Below are 20295 nucleotides of genomic sequence, written 5' to 3' on the forward strand. Positions count from 1 at the left end.
AGGACGTGGTGAACCCCCAAGAGATGAAACCTCAGCGCGAAGCCTGGTACCGCTCGAAGACCTTCAAGCGTTTCCGCCGCAACCCGCTGGCGATCGTGGGTTCGGTGCTCCTCCTCGGCTTCGTGATGATCGCCTTCTTCGCGCCCGCCATCACCGCGCCGCAGCTGGCCGAGCTCCGCACCGCCCGCCCCTGCCTGCGCGACCTGGGCATCAAGAAGGAAGAGGCCCTGACCGTGCTGCGCAATCCGCTGAACCCCGTCTTCTGGAAGGCTACGCTGGCCCCGCCCCCCAGCTGCTACGAGATCCCGCGCGCCGGCTACTCGCCCCTGCCCAAGCCGCCCTCGGAGAAGCACCCGCTGGGGGTCTCCGGCGGCAGCTACGACATCCTCTACGGCCTTGCCTGGGGAACGCGGACGGCCTTCTACGTGGGTTTCCTGGTCGTCGGCATCAGCCTGGCCATCGGCATCGTCGTCGGGGGGCTCTCCGGGTTCATCGGCGGGACGGTGGACAACCTGATCATGCGCATCACCGACGTGATGCTTTCCTTTCCCGGCCTGGTCTTCGTGATGATCGTTTCGGTTATCTTCGGCAGCGGCCTTACCACGGTGATGCTGGCGCTGGCGCTGATCCGCTGGGCCGGGTACGCCCGCTTCTTCCGCGGCGACATCCTGCGCACCAAGGCGCAGGAGTTCGTGGACGCCGCCCGCGCCATCGGGGCGAGTCCGCTGCGGGTCTTTCTCAAGCACGTCTTCCCCAACGCCATCGGCACGCTGCTGATCCTGGCCAGCATGGACGTGGGCTCGATCGTGCTCACCGCCGCAGGCTTCTCGTTCCTGGGCCTGGGCGCGCCCGTGGGCTACGCCGACTGGGGTCAGATGATCAGCTTCGCCCGCGGCTACATCCTCGGCACCGCCCAGGGCACCCCCTTCGACTTCTGGTACGTCTGGATCTACCCAAGCGTCATGCTGGTACTCTTCGGGCTCGCCTGGAACCTCCTCGGCGACGCGGTGCGCGACGCCCTGGACCCCAAGAGCTGACCCCGTCGACGCTCCCGCGGACCCGGCGGATCCGCCGGGTCCTTCTATACAACTTCGCGTCTACACGCTCAGGCAAGGACATTTCCAAGAGAACCAATGGATTCCTTGCCTATCGCACATTTTTAGGCCATGTTCTTGCATGAAAAGAAGATGAATGGTAGCATGGGCCCGTATAAATTACGAAAGGAGACGCATGAAAAAGCATCTGTTTGCCGCGATCGTGCTGGCCGCGCTGGGCGGGGCGTTCGCGGCCACCCCCCAGGACACCTACGTCTACATGCAGAACGCCGTCTTCGACTCGCTCGACCCGGTGCAGGCCTACGACGGGGCCTCGATCGGGGTGATCGAGAACATCTACGAGACGCTCTACAGCTTCAAGCGCGACGTTCCCGGCGAGTACGAGCCCACCCTGGCGACGAGCTACGAGGTGAAGAACGACGGCCTTACCTACGTCTACCACCTGCGCAAGGGCGTGAAGTTCCACTCGGGCAACCCGATGACCTGCCGCGACGTGGAGTACTCGATCGAGCGCATCCTGGTGACGATGCCGGGCGACTCCGGCGCCTGGTTCTACGGCGACGCCCTTACCGGCTACGGCAACGACGCGCTGACCGAGGCCAAGAAGGCCCTGGGCGAGAACGCCTCTCAGCAGGAGATCGACAAGTTCCTCGACGCCTACTGGCAGAAGATCGACGACAGCGTGGTCTGCGACGACCTCTACACCGTGCGCTTCAACCTCGCCGGTCCCGACGTGGCCTTCTTCGCCAAGATGCTCTTCACCGCCGCGGGCGTGGTCGACAGCAAGTGGGCCATCGAGCACGGCGCCTGGAGCGGCACCAAGGACGACTGGAAGGACTGGATCGGCGTGGACCTGCGCACCGGCTACCTGCACAACCACGCCTCGGGCACCGGTCCCTACATGCTGGTCAAGTGGGACGACAAGAACATCGTCGCCAAGGCTTTCGACGGTTACTGGGGCGAGGCGCCGGCGATCAAGAACGTGCTGGTGCAGGCGGTGGAGGAAGAGGCCACCCGGCTCGAGGCCCTGCGCCGCGGCGACGCCGACCGCGTGGACGTCAACGACTGGGCCACGGTCAACGCCAAGGTCAAGCAGATGACGGGCGTCAAGGTCTGGTCCGACCCGGCCTGGTCGCTGGCGGGAGCGCACGTCGTCTTCTTCAACTTCAACGTCCAGGGCGAGAACAACCCCTACATCGGCTCGGGCAAGCTCGACGGCAACGGCATCCCGCGCGACTTCTTCGCCGACGTCAACGTCCGCAAGGCCTTCGCCTACAGCCTGGACCAGGACGCGATCTACAACGACATCTACGAGGGCAACGCCGCCTGGTACACCATGGCGCTGCCGCCCACCTGGCCCGGGTACGACCCGGACATCCCGATCCGCAAGCTGGACCTCGACAAGGCCGAGGAGTACTTCAAGAAGGCCTGGGGCGGCAAGGTCTGGGAGAAGGGCTTCCGCCTCACGATCACCCACAACGCCGGGAACACCGTGCGCCAGGCGGTGGCCGAGATGTTGAAGGCCAACATCGAGAGCCTCAACCCCAAGTTCAAGATCGACGTGGTGCCGCTGCAGTGGTCCGACTACCTCAAGGCCGCGCGCGCCAAGTCGCTGCCCATCTGGCCGCTGGGCTGGGGCGCCGACTACGCCGACCCCGACAACTTCATCCATCCCTTCTACCACTCCGAGGGTTCGCTGGCGAAGCGGCAGAACTTCAAGGACCCCGAGTTCGACAAGCTCATCGAGTACGCGCGCACCCTGGTGCGGCCGGACCAGCAGGAGGAGCGCTTCGCCATCTACCGCAAGATCGGGCGCATGGCCTACGACGTGCTGCCCAACGTGCCCTATCCGCGGCAGTCGCCGTTCATCGTGACCCGCGACAACCTGCAGGGGGTCTACTACAACTCGATGATCAGCGGCGCCTTCTACTGGAAGGACCTCAGCAAGAAGTAGCCCCGAACGGATGCCGGGCCGCACGGCCCGGCATCCTCAAAAAAGAGACGCCATGTTCAACTACATCGCCCGTCGCCTGCTGCAGATTCCGGTCGTGCTCTTCGTGCTCTCGCTGATCATCATGGGGCTGATGCAGCTCCTCTCGCCGGAGCAGCGGGCGGCGGCTTTCGTAACCTCGGACAAACAGATCGAAAACCTGGACCTCATCATCGAAAAGTACCACCTGCGGGAGGGGTTCGTCGTCCAGTACAAGCTCTGGGCGGGGGAGGTGCTGCGGGGCAACCTGGGCTTCTCGCGCATCTCCAAGGAGCCGGTGCTGACCACCATCCGCAAGCGCTTTCCCGCCTCGATGGAGCTGGCGCTGGCCGCCTTCGTGCCCATCGTGCTCGTGGGCGTCTGGCTGGGCACCCAGGCAGCCACCCACCGCGACAGCCTGCTCGACCAGGCGCTCAGGGTGGTGGCCATCGTGGGCTGGTCGCTGCCCACCTTCGTGGTGGCCATCTGGCTGGTGGCCTGGATCTACGGGGGGCTGGGCTGGTTCGGTATCGGCCGCCTGCCCAGCTCGCTGCTGATCGAGCTGGCGGCGGGCGACTTTCGCCGCTACACCGGCCTCTTCACCGTCGACGGCCTGCTCAACGGCCGCCCGGACATCACCCTCGAAGCCCTGAAGCGGCTCGTCCTGCCCGCGACGGCGCTGGTCATCGTGGTCAGCGCCGGCATCATGCGGGTGATGCGCTCCTCGATGCTCGACGAGCTGGGCAAGGACTACGTGCGCACCGCGCGCGCCAAGGGGCTGGCGGAGAAGGCCGTGGTCTACAAACACGCGCGCCGTAACGCGCTGATTCCGGTGATCACCATGGCCGGCCCCATGCTGGGGCGGATGATCGGCGGCATCGTGGTGATCGAGCTGATCTTCAACTTCCCCGGTCTGGGCGAGTGGGCGGCCAAGGCGGCGCTGCAGCTCGACGTGACCACGCTGCTGGCCTTCGTGATGCTGATCGGCCTCATCATGGCCACGGCCAACCTGCTCGTGGACGTGGCCTACGTGATCGTCGATCCGAGGATCCGCTATGAGTAGCCCGGTCCCGCACCCACCCAAGCGGGAGCGCTGGTTCGAGGGCAAGCGCTTCCGCCGTTTCCGCCGCAACCCTCTGGCGCTGGCCGGCCTGGTGATCCTGCTCTTCTTCGCGGGCACGGCCATCCTGGCGCCGCTGCTTACCGCGGACCGGCTGCCCCGGGGGTGCATGCGCGAGCTGGGGCTGGGGCGCAGCGAGGCGCGGACGGTGCTGCGCAACCCCGCGCATCCCACCTTCTGGCGGGCCACCTTCGCCCCGCCGGAGAGCTGCTACAAGATCCCCCGCGTCAGCTACTCGCCGGTGCCCAAGCCGCCCAGCGCCAAGTACCCGCTCGGCATCGCCAGCGGCGGCTACGACATCTACTACGGCATCGTCTGGGGGGCACGCACCTCGTTCTACATCGGCGTGCTGGTCGTCGGCATCGTGCTCGTCATCGCCACCGTCGTCGGCGGGCTGGCGGGGCTGTTCGGGGGCTGGCTCGACAACCTGCTCATGCGGCTCGTCGACGTCGTCTACTCGATCCCCGGGCTGGTGCTGGCCATGGTCTTCGCCTCGATCTTCGGGCGCGGGCTGATCAAGACGATGATCGCCATCGCCCTGGTGGCCTGGCCGATCTACGCGCGCATGCTGCGCGGGAACATCCTCCAGGTCAAGGCCCAGGACTACATCTCCGCCGCCCACGCGGTGGGCGCGGGGTCCGGCCGCCTCTTCTTCAAGCACATCCTGCCCAACGCCATCGGGCCGATGATCATCCTGGCCAGCCTCGACATCGGCGCGATCGTGATCACCGCCTCCACGCTCGCCTTCCTGGGGCTGGGGGCCGACGTGGGCTACGCCGACTGGGGGCAGATGATCAGCTTCGCGCGCAGCTGGATCTCCAACCCCGGGGGCGAGCCGCTGAAGTACTGGTTCGTCTGGTTCTGGCCGAGCATGGCCATCGCGCTCTTCGTGCTGGGTTGGAACCTGCTCGGCGACGCGGTGCGCGACGCGCTGGATCCGCGCAGCTAGCCGGAAACGAAGCCGGCGGGGCGGAAGGTTCCGGCCCGCCGGGACCCGGGCGCTTCAGTCGGCCGCGGAGGCGCGACGGCCTGCGGCGGCCTCGGTGAGCAGCCCGAACAGCCCCCAGTGGTCGGGAAGCAGTTCGGGGTGCCACTGGATGAGCAGGAAGAAGGGGTGGTCGGGCAGGTCGGCGGCCTCGACGACGCCGTCGGCCGCGCGCGCCAGGACCCGGAAGGGTCCCGGGTCGCGGATGGCCTGGTGGTGGTAGCTGTTGGTGCGGAAGCGGCGGCCGAAGAGCGGGGCGAGCCAGCGGTCCTCCTCCAGTTCGACGGTGTGCCAGAGCGCCGGGGCGGGGGCCGTCTGGTCGTGGCCGATGCGGGTGAAGCCGGCGCTTTCCAGGTCCTGGTAGAGGCGGCCGCCGAGGGCGACCGCCCCCACCTGGGCCCCGCGGCAGACGCCCAGGGTGGGCAGGTCGTGCTCGGCGGCCCAGCGGGCGGCAAAGATCTCGAGCTCGTCGCGCGCGGGATCCACCGGGCCCAGCCTGGGGTGGGGGTCCTCGCCGAAGTGGCGCGGGTCGAGGTCGGCCCCGCCGGGCAGCAGCAGGCCGTCGAGGCGGGCGAGGACCGCCTCGAGCCGGGGCCCGGGCTGCGGCGGCAGCACCACCACGCTGGCGCCCTGGGCTTCGAGGGCGGCCCGGTAGGGCTCGCGGACGCCCCACAACGGCGTCACGTTCACCCGGCCGGTGCGGCCGGTCTGGCTGGTTACCCCGATGAGCGGCATGGGAACAGGATACAACGGCGGGGTATCGTAGGGCATGCCCTACGAGCCGCCCGAAGACTTCCTGCACGCCCTTCGCGGGTTGCTGGAGCGGGTACCCACCCCCTTCTACGCCTACGACCTGCGCCGCATCGAGGAGCGGACCCGCCGCTACCTGGAGGCCTTTCCCGCGGCCCGCGTCTTCTTTGCCCTCAAGGCCAACCCGCGGCTGCGTCTGCTCGCGCGCCTGCGCGCCGCGGGGCTGGGCGCGGAGGCGGTGAGCCTGGGCGAGGTGCTGCGCGCCTACGTGGCCGGCTACATGCCGGACGAGGTGGTGCTGAACGGCCCGGTCAAGCCGCCGGCGGTGCTCGGGGAGCTGGCGCGCTCGGGGGTGCCCACGCTGGTCGCCGACTCCCGGGCCGACCTGGAGCGGATCGCGCGGCGGCTGCCGGAGGCGCGGGTGTTGCTGCGGCTCAACCCCGACCTGCCGGTGGACACCCACCCCCACCTGGCCACCGGCCGCGGCGACAGCCAGTTCGGGGTGCTTCCCGCCGACTGGCCCGACGTCTTCGCCCGCGGGCGCGAACTCGGCCTGGAGATGCGCGGTCTGCACGTGCACCTGGGTTCGAACCTGAACAACCCCGCGGACTTCGCCGCCCGGCTCGAAGTGCTCCGGCGGCTGCGCGAGCGCGTGGGGCCGCTCGAGGTGCTCGACCTGGGAGGCGGCTTCGGTCTCGATCTGGACCCGCGGGAGCTGGCGCCGAGAATGTTCGCGCTGGCGCGCAGCTACGGTGCGGAGTTGTGGATCGAGCCCGGCCGCGCTCTGGTCGCCGACGCCGGCGTGCTGGTCGCGCGCGTCTGGGCCGAAAAGCAGACCCGCCGACGCTACCTCCTCCTGGACGCCGGGATGACCGCCTTCCTGCGGCCGCTGCTCTACGGCGCCCGCCACCCGGTGCGGGCGCTCTACGACGCGGAGGAGCGGGGCGTTTTCGACCTGGCCGGCCCGGCCTGCGAGTCGGGGGACGTGCTGGCGCGCGCGGTGGAGCTGCCGGTGCCCCGCGAGGGCGACGCCGTGGCCTTCCTGCAGGCGGGCGCCTACGGCGGGGCCATGGCCATGAACTACCTCGACCACCCGCGCCCGGGCGAGTACGCCTGGGACGGGCGGCGCTGGGAGGTGTGGCGCCGGCCCGAGGCCCTGCCGCGGCTCTGGGACGACGAGCCCGACCGTCCCGAGCCGATCTAGCCGTAAAGTTCAAACACGTGGTTCACGCCGCCCCGCCGTCACCGCCTCTCTCGTCACCCCGGCGAACGCCGGGGCCCGGGCCTTGTCCAAAGGCGGGGCCGGGGCGCCGCGACTGCTGCGGAAAGGCGAAAGCGCCCTCCCCTTTGGGGAGGGCCGGGGTGGGGGTTTTGAAAATGGGCTCGTGGGCTGTGGCCTGTAGCTCGTGGTTGGCCCCGTTGCGGGTAGCCCTGGCGTCGGCGTCGTTTGCGGCGTGGGCCCCGGGTCTCGGCCGGCAGGCCGGCCTCGATGCGGGGAAGCGGGGAAAAGCGGTGGGTAGCTTGTGGCCTGTGGCTTGTAGCTTGTGGTTTGTGGCTTGTGGCTTGTGGCCGGTACCCGCGGCCTGCGGAAACCCGCCTTGCGCCGTTCCCACCTCCCACACCCCACGACCTATCCGCCACCTACCACGCACCACGTACCACGTACTACGCACCGCTCCCAACCACCCCCCTCCGGCGGCTGCGCCGCCGCCTCCCCCAAGGGGGCGGCCGGGAGGAGTCCGCGGCTTGCGGTCTGTGGAACAGGGCACCGCGGCCGTCGGCTCTAGGATCCGCGTCTTGGGAGGTTGCATCTAGGGCTCGAGCACCAGGCGGTTCACCGGCTCGCCCGCCCCCATGGGCAGGTACTCGACGTTGGCCCACAGCGGCAGCAGGTCGGCGTAGTGGCGGCTGAGGACGTTGCCCGACTGGCCCATGGGGTGGATCCAGTAGCTACGGTCGGGCTCGCCCAGGGCCACGATCTGGCGGTAGCTGGGGCCGTGGTTCATCCGGAAGGTGGCGAAGTCGTAGGCCCCCATGTTGACGGTGAAGCGGTCGCCGCCGTGGGCGATCTGCCGGTCGAAGAAGCGGCGCAGCTGGGGCTGGTGGGTCATCACCCCGTGGTCGAAGACGGCGGGGTGCAGCTGGCCCCAGGGCACGATCCCGCCCAGCGCGTCCAGGCGCGCCAGCGCCCGCTCGAGCGCTTCGGAGGCGAACTCGCGGCAGCTCACGCCCCGGTCCGCGCAGGCCCGGTCGCCCTCCAGAAGGGCGCGCCGCAGGTAGCGGGGTTCGTTCCAGTAGGGCTCCCCCACCTCGGCCTCGGGCAGCCGCGCCAGCTCGGCGTACCAGGCCTGGAAGACGGTGGCCTCGGTGCTGGAGGCGGTCTCGTTCCCGTCCCAAGCGAGCAGCTTCTTCCGCCACTCGGCGGCGAGCTCGCTGCGGGGCTGGAGGCGCTCGAGCACCGGCCGGAAGCTGCGGGCCATCAGGCTGACCTCGTCGCCCTGGATGCGCGCGAAGTCCTCGGGGCTCAGCCGCGGCTTGGCGCGGATGAGCTCCTCGATGCGCGTCGCCCGGAAGCCTGCGGCCCAGTCGTAGGTGAAGGCGTAGGGCCACCCCTCGGGGGTCGAGCGGTTGTTGGCGGTGACGATGTAGCCTTCGGGCGGGTTGTAGGCCCGGGGCAGGGCGCCCTCAGGCACGAAGCCCACCCAGTCCCATTCCCCGGTGCCGGGCACCGGGTACTTGCCCGAGTGGCCGGGTTTACGCACCGGGATCTTGCCGGGGGCGAGGTAGCCGATGTTGCCGTCCACGTCGGCGTAGACGAAGTTCTGGCTCGGCGCCTTCAGGCGCAGCAGCGCGGCGGTGAACGCCTCCCAGTCCTCCGCCTTGCCGATGCCGTAGAAGGCGGCCATCGTCTCGTCGCTGGGCTCGAGGCTGACCCAGGCCAGCGCCAGCGCCTGCCCCTCGGGAGCGTTCACCACGTCCGAGATCACCGGGCCGTAGACGGTCTCGCGCACCCCGAGCACCACCGGATCGGCGTCCTTGACCGCGATGGTCTCGCGCCGGATGCGGTAGGGGCGCACCTCCCCCCGGTAGCGGTAGCCGCCTTCGGCCTCGTCGAGCACGTAGAGGTCCTGCACGTCGGCGGCGTGGTTGGTGACCCCCCAGGCGATGCGGTCGTTCCTGCCGATGACGACGGTGGGCAGCCCCGGGAAGGTGGCCCCGGTGGCGCGGTAGGTGGGGGCGTCGAGCTCCATCAGCATCCAGATCGAGGGGGCCGAGAGGCCCAGGTGGGGGTCGTTGGCCAGCATCGGCTTGCCGGTGGTGCTGCGCTGGGGCCCCACCACCCAGTTGTTCGAGGCCTCGAGGCTGCTGGGGAGGGTGCGCGCCAGCCCCAGCAGCTCGTCCACCCAGGCCCCGCCCTGGGGCGCGGGGGCCGGGGCCTCCTCGGGCGCCGCGGGCGGGGGGCGCAGCCGCTCGGGCACGCGGCGCACGATCGTGGGCGCGTCCTCGGGGTAGCCGGGGATCAGCGCCTCGACGCGCGCCTTGCTGAGCCCCCGCGCCAGCAGCCGGTAGCGCAGCAGCTCCTCCTCGTAGTTGCCGCTGAGGTCGTAGCTCATCATCTTCTGCCACACCAGCACGTCGGCCGGCGTCCAGGGTTCGGGTGTGAAGCCGAGCAGCTTGAACTCGAGCGGCAGCGGCGGGTTGGTGGCCAGGTAGGCGTTGACCCCGTCCACGTAGGCGTCGACGATGGCCTTCAGGTCGTCCGGTAGGTTCTGGTAGGCCTCGGCGGCGGCGCGGTAGACCCCGAGGGTGCGCAGGAACTTGTCGGTGGGGAGCGCCGCCTCCCCCAGCACCTCGGCGAGGCGTCCGGCGCCGATGCGCCGCTGGAACTCCATCTGCCACAGCCGGTCCTGGGCGTGGGCCACCGCCTGACCGAAGAAGAGGTCGTGTTCGTTGGCGGCCTTGACGCGGACGACGCCGTTCTTGTCGCGCAGGATCTCCACCGGCGCCGAGAGGCCGGGGGTGACGAACCGGCCGCTGGTCTGGGGCAGGGTGGTGTTCTTCAGGTAGTAGTAGCCGCCGAGGAGCAGCAGCAGGGCCAGCACCACGAGCCCCGCGGCCAAGCGTCCCAGGATGGTCAGAATGCGCATGCAGCCTCCTTTGCTTGGCGTTATTGTACCGGGTCATAAAAAAGGCGGGCCGCGGCCCGCCTGCGGCGCCGCCGGTGGCTAGAGCTTTTCCCAGCGGCTGATGGCCAGCCCCTGGAGCACCACGTGGGTGCCGTCTTCGGCGATGAGGTCGAAGTAGGTGTCGAGCATGCCGTGGTCGTAGTCATCGTAGATGCGGATGCCGTAGATCAGGTAGCCCTTGTGGGCCTGGGGGTCGAAGAGGCGGTCGCCGGGCCTGAGGTCCAAGACGGCGTCGCCGAGGGGTTGGGGTCGGGTCGTGCTCACGTGTTCTCCTTTGCCGCAGCGGGGAAGGCCCCGAGCGCAAGCTGCAGTTTACCCGCAGGCAGCCGGCCCTGTATGTGACCGCGGCCACCGCCCCTGGCGCCCAGGGGCTCGAGCCGCTCCTTCCACAGCGCTCGCAGCTCGGCCTCGCGGCTTTGGTGGGCCACCAGCAGCAGCCGCGCGTGTTCGCCTCCGGGCTCGAGCGCGGCCAGCAGCGCCAGCGCCCCCGGCCACTCGGCCACCCGCCGCCCCGTCTCCGCGAGCGCCGCCAGCGGCACCTGCCGCGCCGCCGGGAAGCCCGAGCGGGCCAGCTCGCGGGCGTAGCCTTCGGCCAGCTCCGCCGCCAGCGCCTGCGCCTCGCCGCGGGCGGCGTAGAGCTCCTCCTCCAGCTTTTTCACCCGCTCGGGTACGTCGAAGACCCCGGACGAGAAGCGCGCGGCCAGCGTCTTCAGGGTGCGGTGCTTGGCGGCGTAGTCCTCGAGCGCCTCCCAGCCGCTGCGGGCGTAGACCCGGATCGTCTTCTTCTTGCCCTTCTCGAAGCCCAGCAGCTTGATCGGGCCCGCCTCGGCGGTGCTGCGCAGGTGGGTGCCGCCGCAGGGGGCCAGGTCCCAGTCCTCGATCTCGACCACCCGCACCGTCCCCCGCACTTTGGGCATGCGCCTGAGCGGCAAGAGCGGCACCTGCGCCTCGGGCACCTCGCGCGCGCTCACCGCCAGGTTGGCGTAGACGGCCCAGTTCGCCAGCGCCTCGGCCTGCTCGAGCACCTCGCCCGCCGCCTCGGGGCCGGGCCAGACGTCGAAGTCGATGTGGATCTCCGGCCCCGCCAGGCTCACCGCGATGGTGTTCCACTGCGCCGCGCGCAGGAAGGCCTGGCTGAGGACGTGCTGGCCGGTGTGGCGCTGCATGTGGCGGTAGCGGCGGCTCCAGTCGATCTCTCCTTCTACCCGGGCCCCCTCCTCGAGCGGGGCCTCCAGCGCGTGGACGATGCGCGTGCCGTGCTTCTCCGGTTCGAAGACGTCCAGCACCCGCACCCCGCCCAGGGTGCCGGTGTCGTGGGGCTGGCCGCCCGAGGTGGGGTAGAAGAGGGTGCGGTCCAGCTCGACCAAAAAGCGGCCCTCCTCTTCCCAGGCGCGCGTGACCGTGGCCTCGAAGCGGGTGGCGTAGGGGTCCTGCCAGAAGAGTCGTTCGCTCACATATATAAGTCTAGTGCTTGGGATGTGGACTCGGGTTCTGGAACCGCCGGCTCGCAGTTCTCATCAATCAGGCTAGGCATATGGTATAAATAAAGTTGAAATCCAGCCCTCGCGAGTACGCCGTCCACGCTATACAGGACGTGCCGAAAGCGGGGGACCTTTTATGATATGTTTTCAATATGAAGACAGCCGTGCTCATCGATGGCGATTTCTATCTTAGACGCCATAGAAAGTTGCGGAAAAAGTACCATACCCCGGAACTTGCTGCTAAGGACGTATTAACGCTAGCTCTAGCCCACATGGACGACAAAGCGTGCAAGCGCGAAAGCGAACTGTACCGAATTCTCGTGTATGACGCGCCACCGTTAGACAAGCGTGCCCATCAACCCATTAGTAAGAAGTCTTTGAATTTTCAGGATACCGACACCTTCAAGTTTCGCTCAGAATTTCATAGATACCTTAAGCACACGCGCAAAGTGGCCCTCCGTTTGGGTAGATTACGCGATGGAGCACGATGGATCATCAAACCCGATGTCGTAAAGCGGCTACTCAGCGACAAAATGTCCCTAGATGATTTGACCGACAACGATTTCTACTATGAGATTCAGCAAAAGGGCGTAGACATTCGCTTGGGATTAGATGTGGCCTCGCTGGCTTATAAGCAGCTCGTTACCCGGATCATCCTGGTGACCGGCGACAGCGACTTTGTGCCCGCGGCGAAATTGGCCCGCCGCGAGGGTATCGAAATCGTGCTGGATCCTATGTGGGCCGACGTACACGAATACCTATACGAGCACATTGACGGCCTCAGGTCGGTAATAGATGAGAGCGGGAAGTTTATTTGTGAGTCACCCAAGAAATCGACCCGCCAGCGAAAGAAGAAAAAGGCGGGTCCGTAACAGCACATTTGCTAACTTTGCTAACGATATTGCTCCAGCACCCGCTTGGCGATCACCAGCTTGAGGATCTCGCTGGTGCCCTCGCCGATGCGCATCAGCCGCACGTCGCGCCAGTAGCGCTCCACCGGGTAGTCCTTGATGTAGCCGTAGCCGCCCAGGATCTGGATGGCCGCGTCGGCGGCGCGGGTGGCCACCTCGCTGGCGAAGAGCTTGGCCTGGGCCGCGGCCAGGGTGTAGTCGCGCCCGGCGTCCTTCAGCTCGGCCGCCTTCAGGTACAGCATCCGGGCGGCCTCGAGGTCGGTGCTCATCTGGGCGAGCTGGAAGCCCACGCCCTCGAAGCGGCCGATGGGACGGCCGAATTGGCGGCGCTCGCCGGCGTAGCGGGCGGCGAACTCGAGCGCCGCGCGGCCGAGGCCCACGCTCAGCGCCGCGATGCCCACGCGGCCGCCGTCGAGCACCCGCAGCACGGTGTAGAACCCCCGGCCCCGCTGGCCCACCAGGGCGTCCGCGGGCAGGCGCAGGTCCTCGAAGATCAGCTGTGCGGTGTCCGAGCTGCGCAGCCCCAGCTTGTCCTCCTTGCGGCCGATCGTGAGCCCCGGCGTGCCCGCGGGGAAGACGAAGGTGCTGATGCCGCGGTGGGGCTTGCCCTCGGGCGCGGGGTCGGTGCGGGCGTTGATCACGTAGACCCCGGCCACCGAACCCTGGGTGATGAACTGCTTGGTCCCGTTCAGCACCCAGCCGCCCTCCGCCTCCTCGGCGCGGGTCTTGAGCGCCGCGGCGTCGGAGCCGGCGCCGGGTTCGGTCAGCCCCCAGGCGCCCAGCCACTCGCCGCTCGCCATCTTCGGCAGGTACCGCTGCTTCTGCTCCTCGCTGGCGTCGAGGAGCAGGTGGCCGGTGGCCAGCGAGTTGTGGCTGGCCACCGTAAGTCCCAGGCTGCCGTCGGCCCAGCCGATCTCCTCGAGGATGCGGGCGGCGGTGCGGGTGGGCAGGCCCAGCCCGCCGTAGGCCTCGGGCACCTGCAGGCCGAAGACGCCCAGCTCGCCCAGCTCGCGGACGAGGTCGTGGGGAAAGGCGCCCGCGGCGTCGCGCTCGGTGGCGGTGGGCACCACGCGGTCGGTCAGGAAGCTTCCCAGCGCGCCCAGCAGCGCGCGTTCGTCGGGGGTTGGTTCGAACCACAACTCGGACACGGCGACCTCCGTACCGCCAATATATCACTTCAGAGACTGCCGCATAAAAAGCGTTATATAGAAAGGCTTGCCTGCCGGGGGCGATGTGCTATAGTGGCCCCATCGTGAGCGCGAAAAGCCTTGCCTTAGGTCCCTGCCGCCAGCGTGCGGGTCGCGCCCCATGGAGGAAGAACTGAATGAAGTACGAAGCAGGCAGCATCGTGGAAGGCCGCGTTACGCGGGTCATGGACTTCGGCGCCTTTGTGGAGCTTCCCGGAGGCGAATCGGGACTCGTGCACATCTCCGAGATCGCGCACGAGTTCGTCAAGAACGTGCGCGATTTCCTGAACGAGGGCGACATCGTCGAGGTCTTCGTCCTCGGACGCGACGACAAGGGGCGGCTCGACCTCTCCATCAAGGAGCTCATGGAGAAGCCCGTCGATCCCCCCAAGCCCCGGAGGCTGCCGCGGCAGGCCCCCGAGTTCGAGCACAAGCTCAAGAGTTTCATGCGCGGCTCCGACTCCGGGGGGGACGCCGGAGGCGGCAAGAAGCGAGGCCGCGGCCGCAAGAAGCGCTAACCGCACCCGCCGCTCCACGCCCCGCCGCAAGGCGGGGCGTTTGCCGGGGGCGCGGGCGCTAGAATGGGGGTGTTGCAACGTCGTGCAATACGGAGGTGACCGGTGAAGAAGCTCTTTGCGTTAGGTCTGCTCCTGGGGGCGGCGCTGGCGGCCGCGCCGCTGCGGCTCGCCACCACGACCAGCGTCAACGACTCGGGCCTGCTCGAGGCCATCCTCCCCGGCTTCACCCGCGAGACCGGGATTGCGGTGCAGGTGATCGCGGTGGGCACCGGCCAGGCGCTGGCCATCGCCGGCCGCGGCGACGCCGACGCCGTGCTGGTGCACGCCCCCGACCTGGAGGCCCGGTTCCTGCGCGAGGGCAAGGGCGTGGCCCACGCCTGCATCGCCTACAACAACTTCGTGATCGCGGGGCCGGCCGCCGACCCCGCGCGCGTCGGCGCGGCCGCGGACGCCCTGGACGCGATGCGGCGCATCTACGCGGCGGGGGCGACCTTCGTAAGCCGTGGCGACAACTCGGGTACCTACCACCGCGAACGGGCGCTTTGGCGGGCGGCGGGGCTGGACCCCACCGGCCGCCCCTGGTACCTGGAGTCGGGCAGCGGCATGGGGGCGACGCTCACCCTGGCCGCCGAAAAGCGCGCCTACACGCTCACCGACCTGGGCACCTTCCTCTTCATGCAGGACAAGGTGGACCTCGCCGCTCTGTTCGACCGCCCCGACCCGCGGATGCTCAACCAGTACGGCTACATGGTGGTGAACCCCGAGCGTTTTCCCGGGGCGAACCGCGAGGCGGCCTACCGGTTGCGGGCCTACCTGCTGCGGGAGGACGTGCAGCGGGCCATCGGCGCGTACCTCAAAGATCGCTTCGGACGCAGCCTCTTCACCCCCCTCTACGGCCGCTGCAAGGTGGAGGTGAGCCCTTAGGTGACCCTCGCCTGGGCCGAGGTCGGGGAGATCGCCGCCCGCAGCCTGGGGGTGGCGGGCGCCGCCACGCTGCTCGCCGCACTCTTCGGCCTTCCCCTGGGGGTGTGGCTGGGGTCGCGGCCGCGGCGCGGGCGCATGGGGGCCCAGGTCGTCCTCTACGCGGGGATGGGGCTGCCGCCGGTGGTGGTGGGGCTGCTCTTCTACTTCCTGCTCTCCCGCAGCGGCCCCCTGGGCGGGCTGGGGCTGCTCTTCACCCCGCTGGCCATGGTGCTGGCCGAGGCGGTGCTGGCCTTCCCCATGATCGCCGGCTTCACCCTGGCGGCGGTGCGGGTGCGCGCCGAGGGGGTGCGGCGGCTGGTGCGGGGCCTCGGCGGCAGCGAGCGGCAGGTGCTCGCCACTCTGCTCTGGGAGAGCCGCCGGCCCATCGTGGCCGCGCTCGCCGCCGGCTTCGGCGCGGCGATCAGCGAGGTGGGGGCGGCCACGATCGTCGGCGGGGACATCCGCTTTCACACCCGGGTGCTCACCACCGCGGTCGTGCTGGAGACGCGCAAGGGCGAACTGGAGAGTGCGCTGGCGCTGGGGGCGGTGCTGCTGGGGGTGACCCTGATCGTTACCGCGATCTTGGTCGTCTGGGGGGAGCGGCGGTGATCCGCAGCGAGGGGTTGCTGCGGCGCTATCCGGGCTTCGAGCTGGTAGTGGATGCGCTCGAGGTGCCCCCGGGGCGGTTCGTGACCGTGATCGGGCCCAGCGGCGCGGGGAAGAGTACGCTGCTGCGGCTGCTCGCGGGGCTCGAGCGCCCCGACCGCGGCCGCGTGGAGCTCGGGGGGCGGGCGGTCTTCCTCGATCAGGACCGGACGGTGCTCGAGCGCAGCGTCCTCGCCAACGCCACCTTCGGGCTCGAGCTCATGGGCGTGCGCCGGAACGAGGCGGCGCGGCGGGTGCGCCCCTGGCTCGAACGGGTGGGCCTGGCGGAAAAGCTGACCCAGCCGGCCGTCTCGCTGTCGGGAGGCGAGCGCGCCCGCCTGGCGCTCGTGCGGGCGCTCGCCACCGAGCCCGACGTCCTCTTTCTGGACGAGCCCACCCAGGCCCTCGATCCCGGCAACGTCGACCGCGTCGAGGGGCTGCTGCGCGAGGCCCACGGGCAGGGCCGCACGATCGTCCTGGTGACCCATAACCTCTACCAGGCGCGGCGGCTGGGGCAGGAGACCTGGTTCCTGCTGGGGGGGCGGCTGGTGGAGCGGGCCCCCAGCGAGCGGCTCTTCGACCGCCCCCGGGAGGCGCTGACCCGCGCCTACGTGGCCGGCGAGATGGTTTACTGAGGTGACCATGCGACCGCGCGCCAAGTTCTGGCTGGAAACCGAGACGGGCGAGTACCTGATGGGTCCGCGCACCCTGCGGCTTCTGGAGGCGGTGCACAAAAGCGGCAGCCTCAAGGCCGGAGCTCGGGCCGCCGGTTTCAGTTACCGGGCCGCCTGGGCCAGGGTGCGAAGGGTCGAGGCGGCGCTGGGGTACAAGCTGATCGAATCGCACTCCGGCGGCGAGGGGGGCGGCCAGAGCCGCCTCACCCCGAGGGCCCTGGACTTCGTGCGCCGCTACCGCGCCTTTCTGGAGCGCAGCGAGGCGCTCCTCGAGCAGGCCTTCCGCGCAAGTTTCGACTAACCGGCCGCGCCGGCGGGTGCGGTGCCGTTTCCCCTTCGCCGGGTCGCTCCGCGCCGGCTGCACCTTTTTCCGCTTTTCTGGTGGTTCTGTAACCATCCCGGCCGGTTCGCAGGCGGTGGAAGCCGCCACCGGCCCGTGGAGCCGCGCCCTGGAGGCCGCCGCTGCTGTTAAAGCGGTATAAAAACGCTTTTACTTATACTAAGAACGCTGCAGTATAGTTACCCCCAAATAGGGGTACTGGACAGCCAAAGGGATATGCTACGTTTTGATCTACGGGAACGCGAGGAACCCCGCCGCCGGAACATGGGCGCCAGCCGGGTGGGGCGAGCGAGTGGCGCAACCGATCCCAAACCACAAGCTTGACTTGGAGACGCGATATGAAATCAGCGTTGGTTGGTCTTGCCATGTTTGCTCACGGGAACGAGCGGACGGACACGCAAACAAAGCCTTGGGTTTGGAGATTTCTATGAAGCGATCGCGAAACGGATGGGGATCGTTCCTTGGCCTGCTGGGAGTGATCCTCCTCACCATCGGACTGGGTTCGGCCGCACGGGCGGTGAGCGTCGAACTCGACAGCATCGTCAGCGAGCCTGCGGGAGGCAACTGCAGCACGGGCACCTTCCGCATCAGCACCAACAGCTCGTACCAGGGAACGGCGCTCGACGTGCTGCTCGAGGTCACCGCGGCGGACAACGAGTATTCGGGTCCCTGCATCGCCGTCAACAACGGCGTTCTGGAAGTGAACCTCAAGGATGAGGACGCCACGGGTACCGACGCGTGGGTCGAGATGAGGCTGCAGCTCGTGCAGCAGGGGACCAGCACCCTCGTCGTCGTCGACCGCCTGCAGATTTCGTCGTTCGACCTCGATGCCAATCCCTCATACACCAACAGCGACGACGTCTACCTCTACAATCCCTCCGGCAGCGCCGTTTACGTCTCGGGCAGTTCCAACGTGACCTACCACAGCGTGAGCCTTGCCTCGGTTGGCACACCGGGCCTCGTCTACAACACACAGCTGGAGGGGTGGAATGGGGGCAATTGCAACGACTCCGCCACCAATCCCGACGCTACCTGCCGGGCGGGGGCCGTTTTTACCGGCACCTCCAGCATCGACCTGCGCGTGCAAAACGATGATGCCTATGGAGATCCGGGCGAAAACTCCTGGCGCCTTTTCTTCGTCTCGCTCAAAGTGAGCGACCTCGAGCCCATCTTCACCGACAACGACTACGGCGACGCCCCAAACAGCTACGGCCAGGCCGGCTTCGAGCGCACGGCTTACCGCTCGCTGGGCGGCGGGTTGATCCCCGACGAGGAAGCGGCCTACCAGGCGAGCGCGGGTGCCGACAGCGACGACACCAACGCCGGCGCTCTCGTTTTCGACGACGAGGAGGCCGTAACCCTGAACGGGGCCGACTTCCAGGGGCAGAGCCTCGAACTGGGCTCGAGCGCCACGCTGGACGTGGCCACCTACAACGAGCCTGGAAACCCGTCCTACCTGAGCATCTGGGTCGACTGGAACCGCGACGGCGATTTCGACGACGCGGGTGAGCGGGTGCTGGCCAACCAGTCCGTTACCTCGTCGGGCCAGGGTACCGTTCCCGTAACCCTGACCGTGCCCGCGAACGCCACGCCGGGTACCACGTACCTGCGGGTGGTGTACAGCGAAAACCAGGTCAGCAGCCCCGACGCCGCGGGCGGGGGCACCGGCGAGGTGGAGGACTACGCCTTCACCCTCTTTGCGCTCCCCACCGCCAGCGACGACACCGCCACCACCTACGAGAACACGCCTGTCCTGATCGACGTCCTGGCCAACGACGACTTCGGCGGCGACGGCCCCGGCACCGGCGCCATCAGCGTCGTCAGCGGTCCCAGCCACGGCACCGCCACCGTCGACGACAACGGCACCCCGGGCGACCCCACCGACGACACCATCGTCTACACCCCCGACGCCAACTACAGCGGTCCCGACAGCTTCACCTACCGGATCTGCGACGCCGACGGCGACTGCGATACGGCCACGGTTACCGTCACGATCAACAGCGTTCCGGACAGCCTAGGTCCGCCTCCTCCCCTCGATCTGGACACGGACGACGACACCATCCCGGACGCCAACGAGATGTTCTGCGGTGCGCAGAGCGACGGGAACTCCGTTGCCGGTCTGCAGGGACAGTACCCCGGACGCATTTTCTGGTTTAACTGGGGCGCCGTGTTTGACGACGGTCCGCAGGCGGGCGATTCGCAGACCTTCATCCTGTCCGACGGGACCCAGATCACCGTTACCGTGGTGTCCGCCACCGCGGGTGATGGAAGCCTGTCCGACTTCGTCCCCACCGACATGAACACCTGGCCGGGTGCTTTGCTGCAGGACTATTACGACACGCCCGACGACCGCGAGGTTCTTTACAACGCACAGATAAGCAACGTTGACCTCGACATCACCCTCTCCTTCAGCGCCGTATCCCCCGACGGCACGCCCTTCGTTCCGGACATCATCGTTTCCGATGGAGAGAGCACCGACGAGCCCGCGGAGTGGATGAGCTTCTACACATCCGGCTACGCCTTCGAGAAGCTGGAAGAAATTCCGGCGACGAACACGGCAACCAAGGTCGTGGAAGGTACTGCACTCCTGCGCGCGGTCAACGATCCGGTGGTCGATGCCAGCTTCGAGCAGGGGCGTTTCTACCTCTACCGCACCGTGGACAGCGACCTGATCCGCGTCGTCATCGTCAACGGAGCCCTGCCCAATTCCAGCACCAAGCAGGGCTTTGCCATGGGGGTATGGCTCACCTGTACCCCTCGCGATACGGACCAGGACGGCATCCCTGATCACAAAGATATCGACGCCGACAACGACGGCATCTTTGACATCGTCGAAGTGGGGCACGCTGACGCGGATACCGACCACGACGGACGCACCAACGGCCCGGTCGGCAACAACGGCCTCGACGACAACTACGAGACCGACGACACCGCAAGCGCCCAAGCAAACTACACGGTTCCCGATACCGACGGCGACGGACTGCCCGATTACCTCGACATCGATGCCGACAACGACGGAATCAACGACAACATCGAGGGCCAGACCACGGCGGGTTATGTCGCGCCCGCCGGCAGCGACGCCAACGGCAACGGGATGGACGATGCCTACGACAACAGCGGTGGCTACTGGGTCAACCCCACGGACACCGACGGCGACGGCGCACCCGACTACCTTGACCTCGATGCCGACAACGACGGGGATCCGGACAGCCTGGAGGGTTGGGACACCGACAACGACGGCACCGCCGACGTCACCCCGGCAGGCACGGATACGGACAACGACGGTTTGGACGATGCCTACGACACCGTCGTCCGCGACGCCGCGAACACCTACATCCAGGCGGCCAACGGCCAGACGCCAGCAAGCTTCCCCGACCTGGACAATCCGGGGAACGACCGTGATTGGCGTGAGCCCGTCAACGACGCCCCCACCGCCACCGACGACACCTTCACCACCCCGGAGGACACCACCCTTTCCGGCGTCAACGTGATCACCGGCGACAACGGCGG

17 protein-coding genes are annotated in these 20295 nt (G+C 68.3%); 12 read left to right on the top strand and 5 right to left on the bottom strand.

What is annotated here, in order from left to right; all coding sequences use genetic code 11:
• The first annotated feature begins 8 nt into the window (after positions 1-8).
• The 4 genes from HNQ05_RS09730 to HNQ05_RS09745 all read left to right on the top strand — a co-directional run bounded on the left by HNQ05_RS09730 (position 9) and on the right by HNQ05_RS09745 (position 5093).
• Complete coding sequence (locus tag HNQ05_RS09730; protein WP_147147406.1) at positions 9-1037, top strand: ABC transporter permease; 1029 nt, start codon at positions 9-11, stop codon at positions 1035-1037.
• 193 nt (positions 1038-1230) lie between these two features.
• Positions 1231-3009: an ABC transporter substrate-binding protein gene (locus tag HNQ05_RS09735; protein ID WP_147147403.1), complete on the top strand. Its 1779-nt coding sequence runs from the start codon at positions 1231-1233 to the stop codon at positions 3007-3009.
• Between the two features lie 52 nt (positions 3010-3061).
• Positions 3062-4087 carry an ABC transporter permease gene (locus tag HNQ05_RS09740; RefSeq protein ID WP_147147401.1) on the top strand — a complete coding sequence of 342 codons (1026 nt, stop codon included), beginning with the start codon at positions 3062-3064 and terminating at the stop codon, positions 4085-4087.
• Positions 4080-5093, top strand: coding sequence for an ABC transporter permease (locus tag HNQ05_RS09745; RefSeq protein ID WP_147147399.1), 1014 nt, complete (start codon positions 4080-4082; stop codon positions 5091-5093). Before HNQ05_RS09740 ends, HNQ05_RS09745 begins: the two co-directional genes overlap by 8 nt.
• Before the next feature lie 54 nt (positions 5094-5147).
• On the opposite strand, the gene HNQ05_RS09750 is transcribed toward HNQ05_RS09745, so the two are convergent.
• On the bottom strand, positions 5148-5864 hold the full coding sequence (locus HNQ05_RS09750) for a gamma-glutamyl-gamma-aminobutyrate hydrolase family protein (protein WP_147147397.1): 717 nt from the start codon (positions 5862-5864) through the stop codon (positions 5148-5150).
• A 34-nt stretch (positions 5865-5898) separates the two neighbouring features.
• Here HNQ05_RS09750 and lysA point away from each other — a divergent pair, with 34 nt between their 5' ends.
• Positions 5899-7083: a diaminopimelate decarboxylase gene (gene lysA, locus HNQ05_RS09755; RefSeq protein WP_147147395.1), complete on the top strand. Its 1185-nt coding sequence runs from the start codon at positions 5899-5901 to the stop codon at positions 7081-7083.
• Positions 7084-7690: 607 nt separating this feature from the next.
• Here lysA and HNQ05_RS09760 read toward each other — a convergent pair.
• The 3 genes from HNQ05_RS09760 to HNQ05_RS09770 all read right to left on the bottom strand — a co-directional run bounded on the left by HNQ05_RS09760 (position 7691) and on the right by HNQ05_RS09770 (position 11520).
• Positions 7691-10027 (bottom strand): penicillin acylase family protein, encoded by a 2337-nt coding sequence (locus HNQ05_RS09760; RefSeq protein WP_147149099.1) that lies wholly within the window; start codon positions 10025-10027, stop codon positions 7691-7693.
• A 78-nt stretch (positions 10028-10105) separates the two neighbouring features.
• On the bottom strand, positions 10106-10330 hold the full coding sequence (locus tag HNQ05_RS09765) for a hypothetical protein (protein ID WP_147149097.1): 225 nt from the start codon (positions 10328-10330) through the stop codon (positions 10106-10108).
• A complete protein-coding gene (locus HNQ05_RS09770; RefSeq protein ID WP_147149096.1) occupies positions 10327-11520 on the bottom strand; it encodes an alanyl-tRNA editing protein in 1194 nt (397 codons plus the stop codon). The genes HNQ05_RS09765 and HNQ05_RS09770 overlap by 4 nt, the downstream gene beginning before the upstream one ends.
• A gap of 179 nt (positions 11521-11699) precedes the next feature.
• Between HNQ05_RS09770 and HNQ05_RS09775 the strand changes: the two genes are divergently transcribed.
• Positions 11700-12419 (top strand): NYN domain-containing protein, encoded by a 720-nt coding sequence (locus HNQ05_RS09775; RefSeq protein ID WP_147149094.1) that lies wholly within the window; start codon positions 11700-11702, stop codon positions 12417-12419.
• Between the two features lie 20 nt (positions 12420-12439).
• Here the strand turns inward: HNQ05_RS09775 and HNQ05_RS09780 are convergent, their stop codons facing one another.
• Positions 12440-13606, bottom strand: coding sequence for an acyl-CoA dehydrogenase family protein (locus HNQ05_RS09780; RefSeq protein WP_147149092.1), 1167 nt, complete (start codon positions 13604-13606; stop codon positions 12440-12442).
• Positions 13607-13782: 176 nt separating this feature from the next.
• Between HNQ05_RS09780 and HNQ05_RS09785 the strand changes: the two genes are divergently transcribed.
• The 6 genes from HNQ05_RS09785 to HNQ05_RS09810 form a co-directional block, all read left to right on the top strand.
• A complete protein-coding gene (locus tag HNQ05_RS09785) occupies positions 13783-14163 on the top strand; it encodes a S1 RNA-binding domain-containing protein (RefSeq protein WP_013458690.1) in 381 nt (126 codons plus the stop codon).
• Positions 14164-14265: 102 nt separating this feature from the next.
• On the top strand, positions 14266-15087 hold the full coding sequence (locus HNQ05_RS09790) for an ABC transporter substrate-binding protein (RefSeq protein WP_147149090.1): 822 nt from the start codon (positions 14266-14268) through the stop codon (positions 15085-15087).
• Positions 15088-15735: an ABC transporter permease gene (locus HNQ05_RS09795; protein ID WP_147149088.1), complete on the top strand. Its 648-nt coding sequence runs from the start codon at positions 15088-15090 to the stop codon at positions 15733-15735. It abuts the gene before it with no gap.
• Positions 15732-16406: an ATP-binding cassette domain-containing protein gene (locus HNQ05_RS09800; RefSeq protein ID WP_147149086.1), complete on the top strand. Its 675-nt coding sequence runs from the start codon at positions 15732-15734 to the stop codon at positions 16404-16406. Before HNQ05_RS09795 ends, HNQ05_RS09800 begins: the two co-directional genes overlap by 4 nt.
• A gap of 7 nt (positions 16407-16413) precedes the next feature.
• Entirely contained in the window at positions 16414-16746 is a 333-nt protein-coding gene (locus HNQ05_RS09805) for a winged helix-turn-helix domain-containing protein (RefSeq protein ID WP_147149084.1), read from the top strand.
• 466 nt (positions 16747-17212) lie between these two features.
• Positions 17213-20295: Ig-like domain-containing protein (locus tag HNQ05_RS09810; protein WP_183677785.1), on the top strand; the 3083-nt coding region annotated here is incomplete at its 3' end.

This window comes from Oceanithermus desulfurans (assembly GCF_014201675.1).
Taxonomy (GTDB): domain Bacteria; phylum Deinococcota; class Deinococci; order Deinococcales; family Marinithermaceae; genus Oceanithermus; species Oceanithermus desulfurans.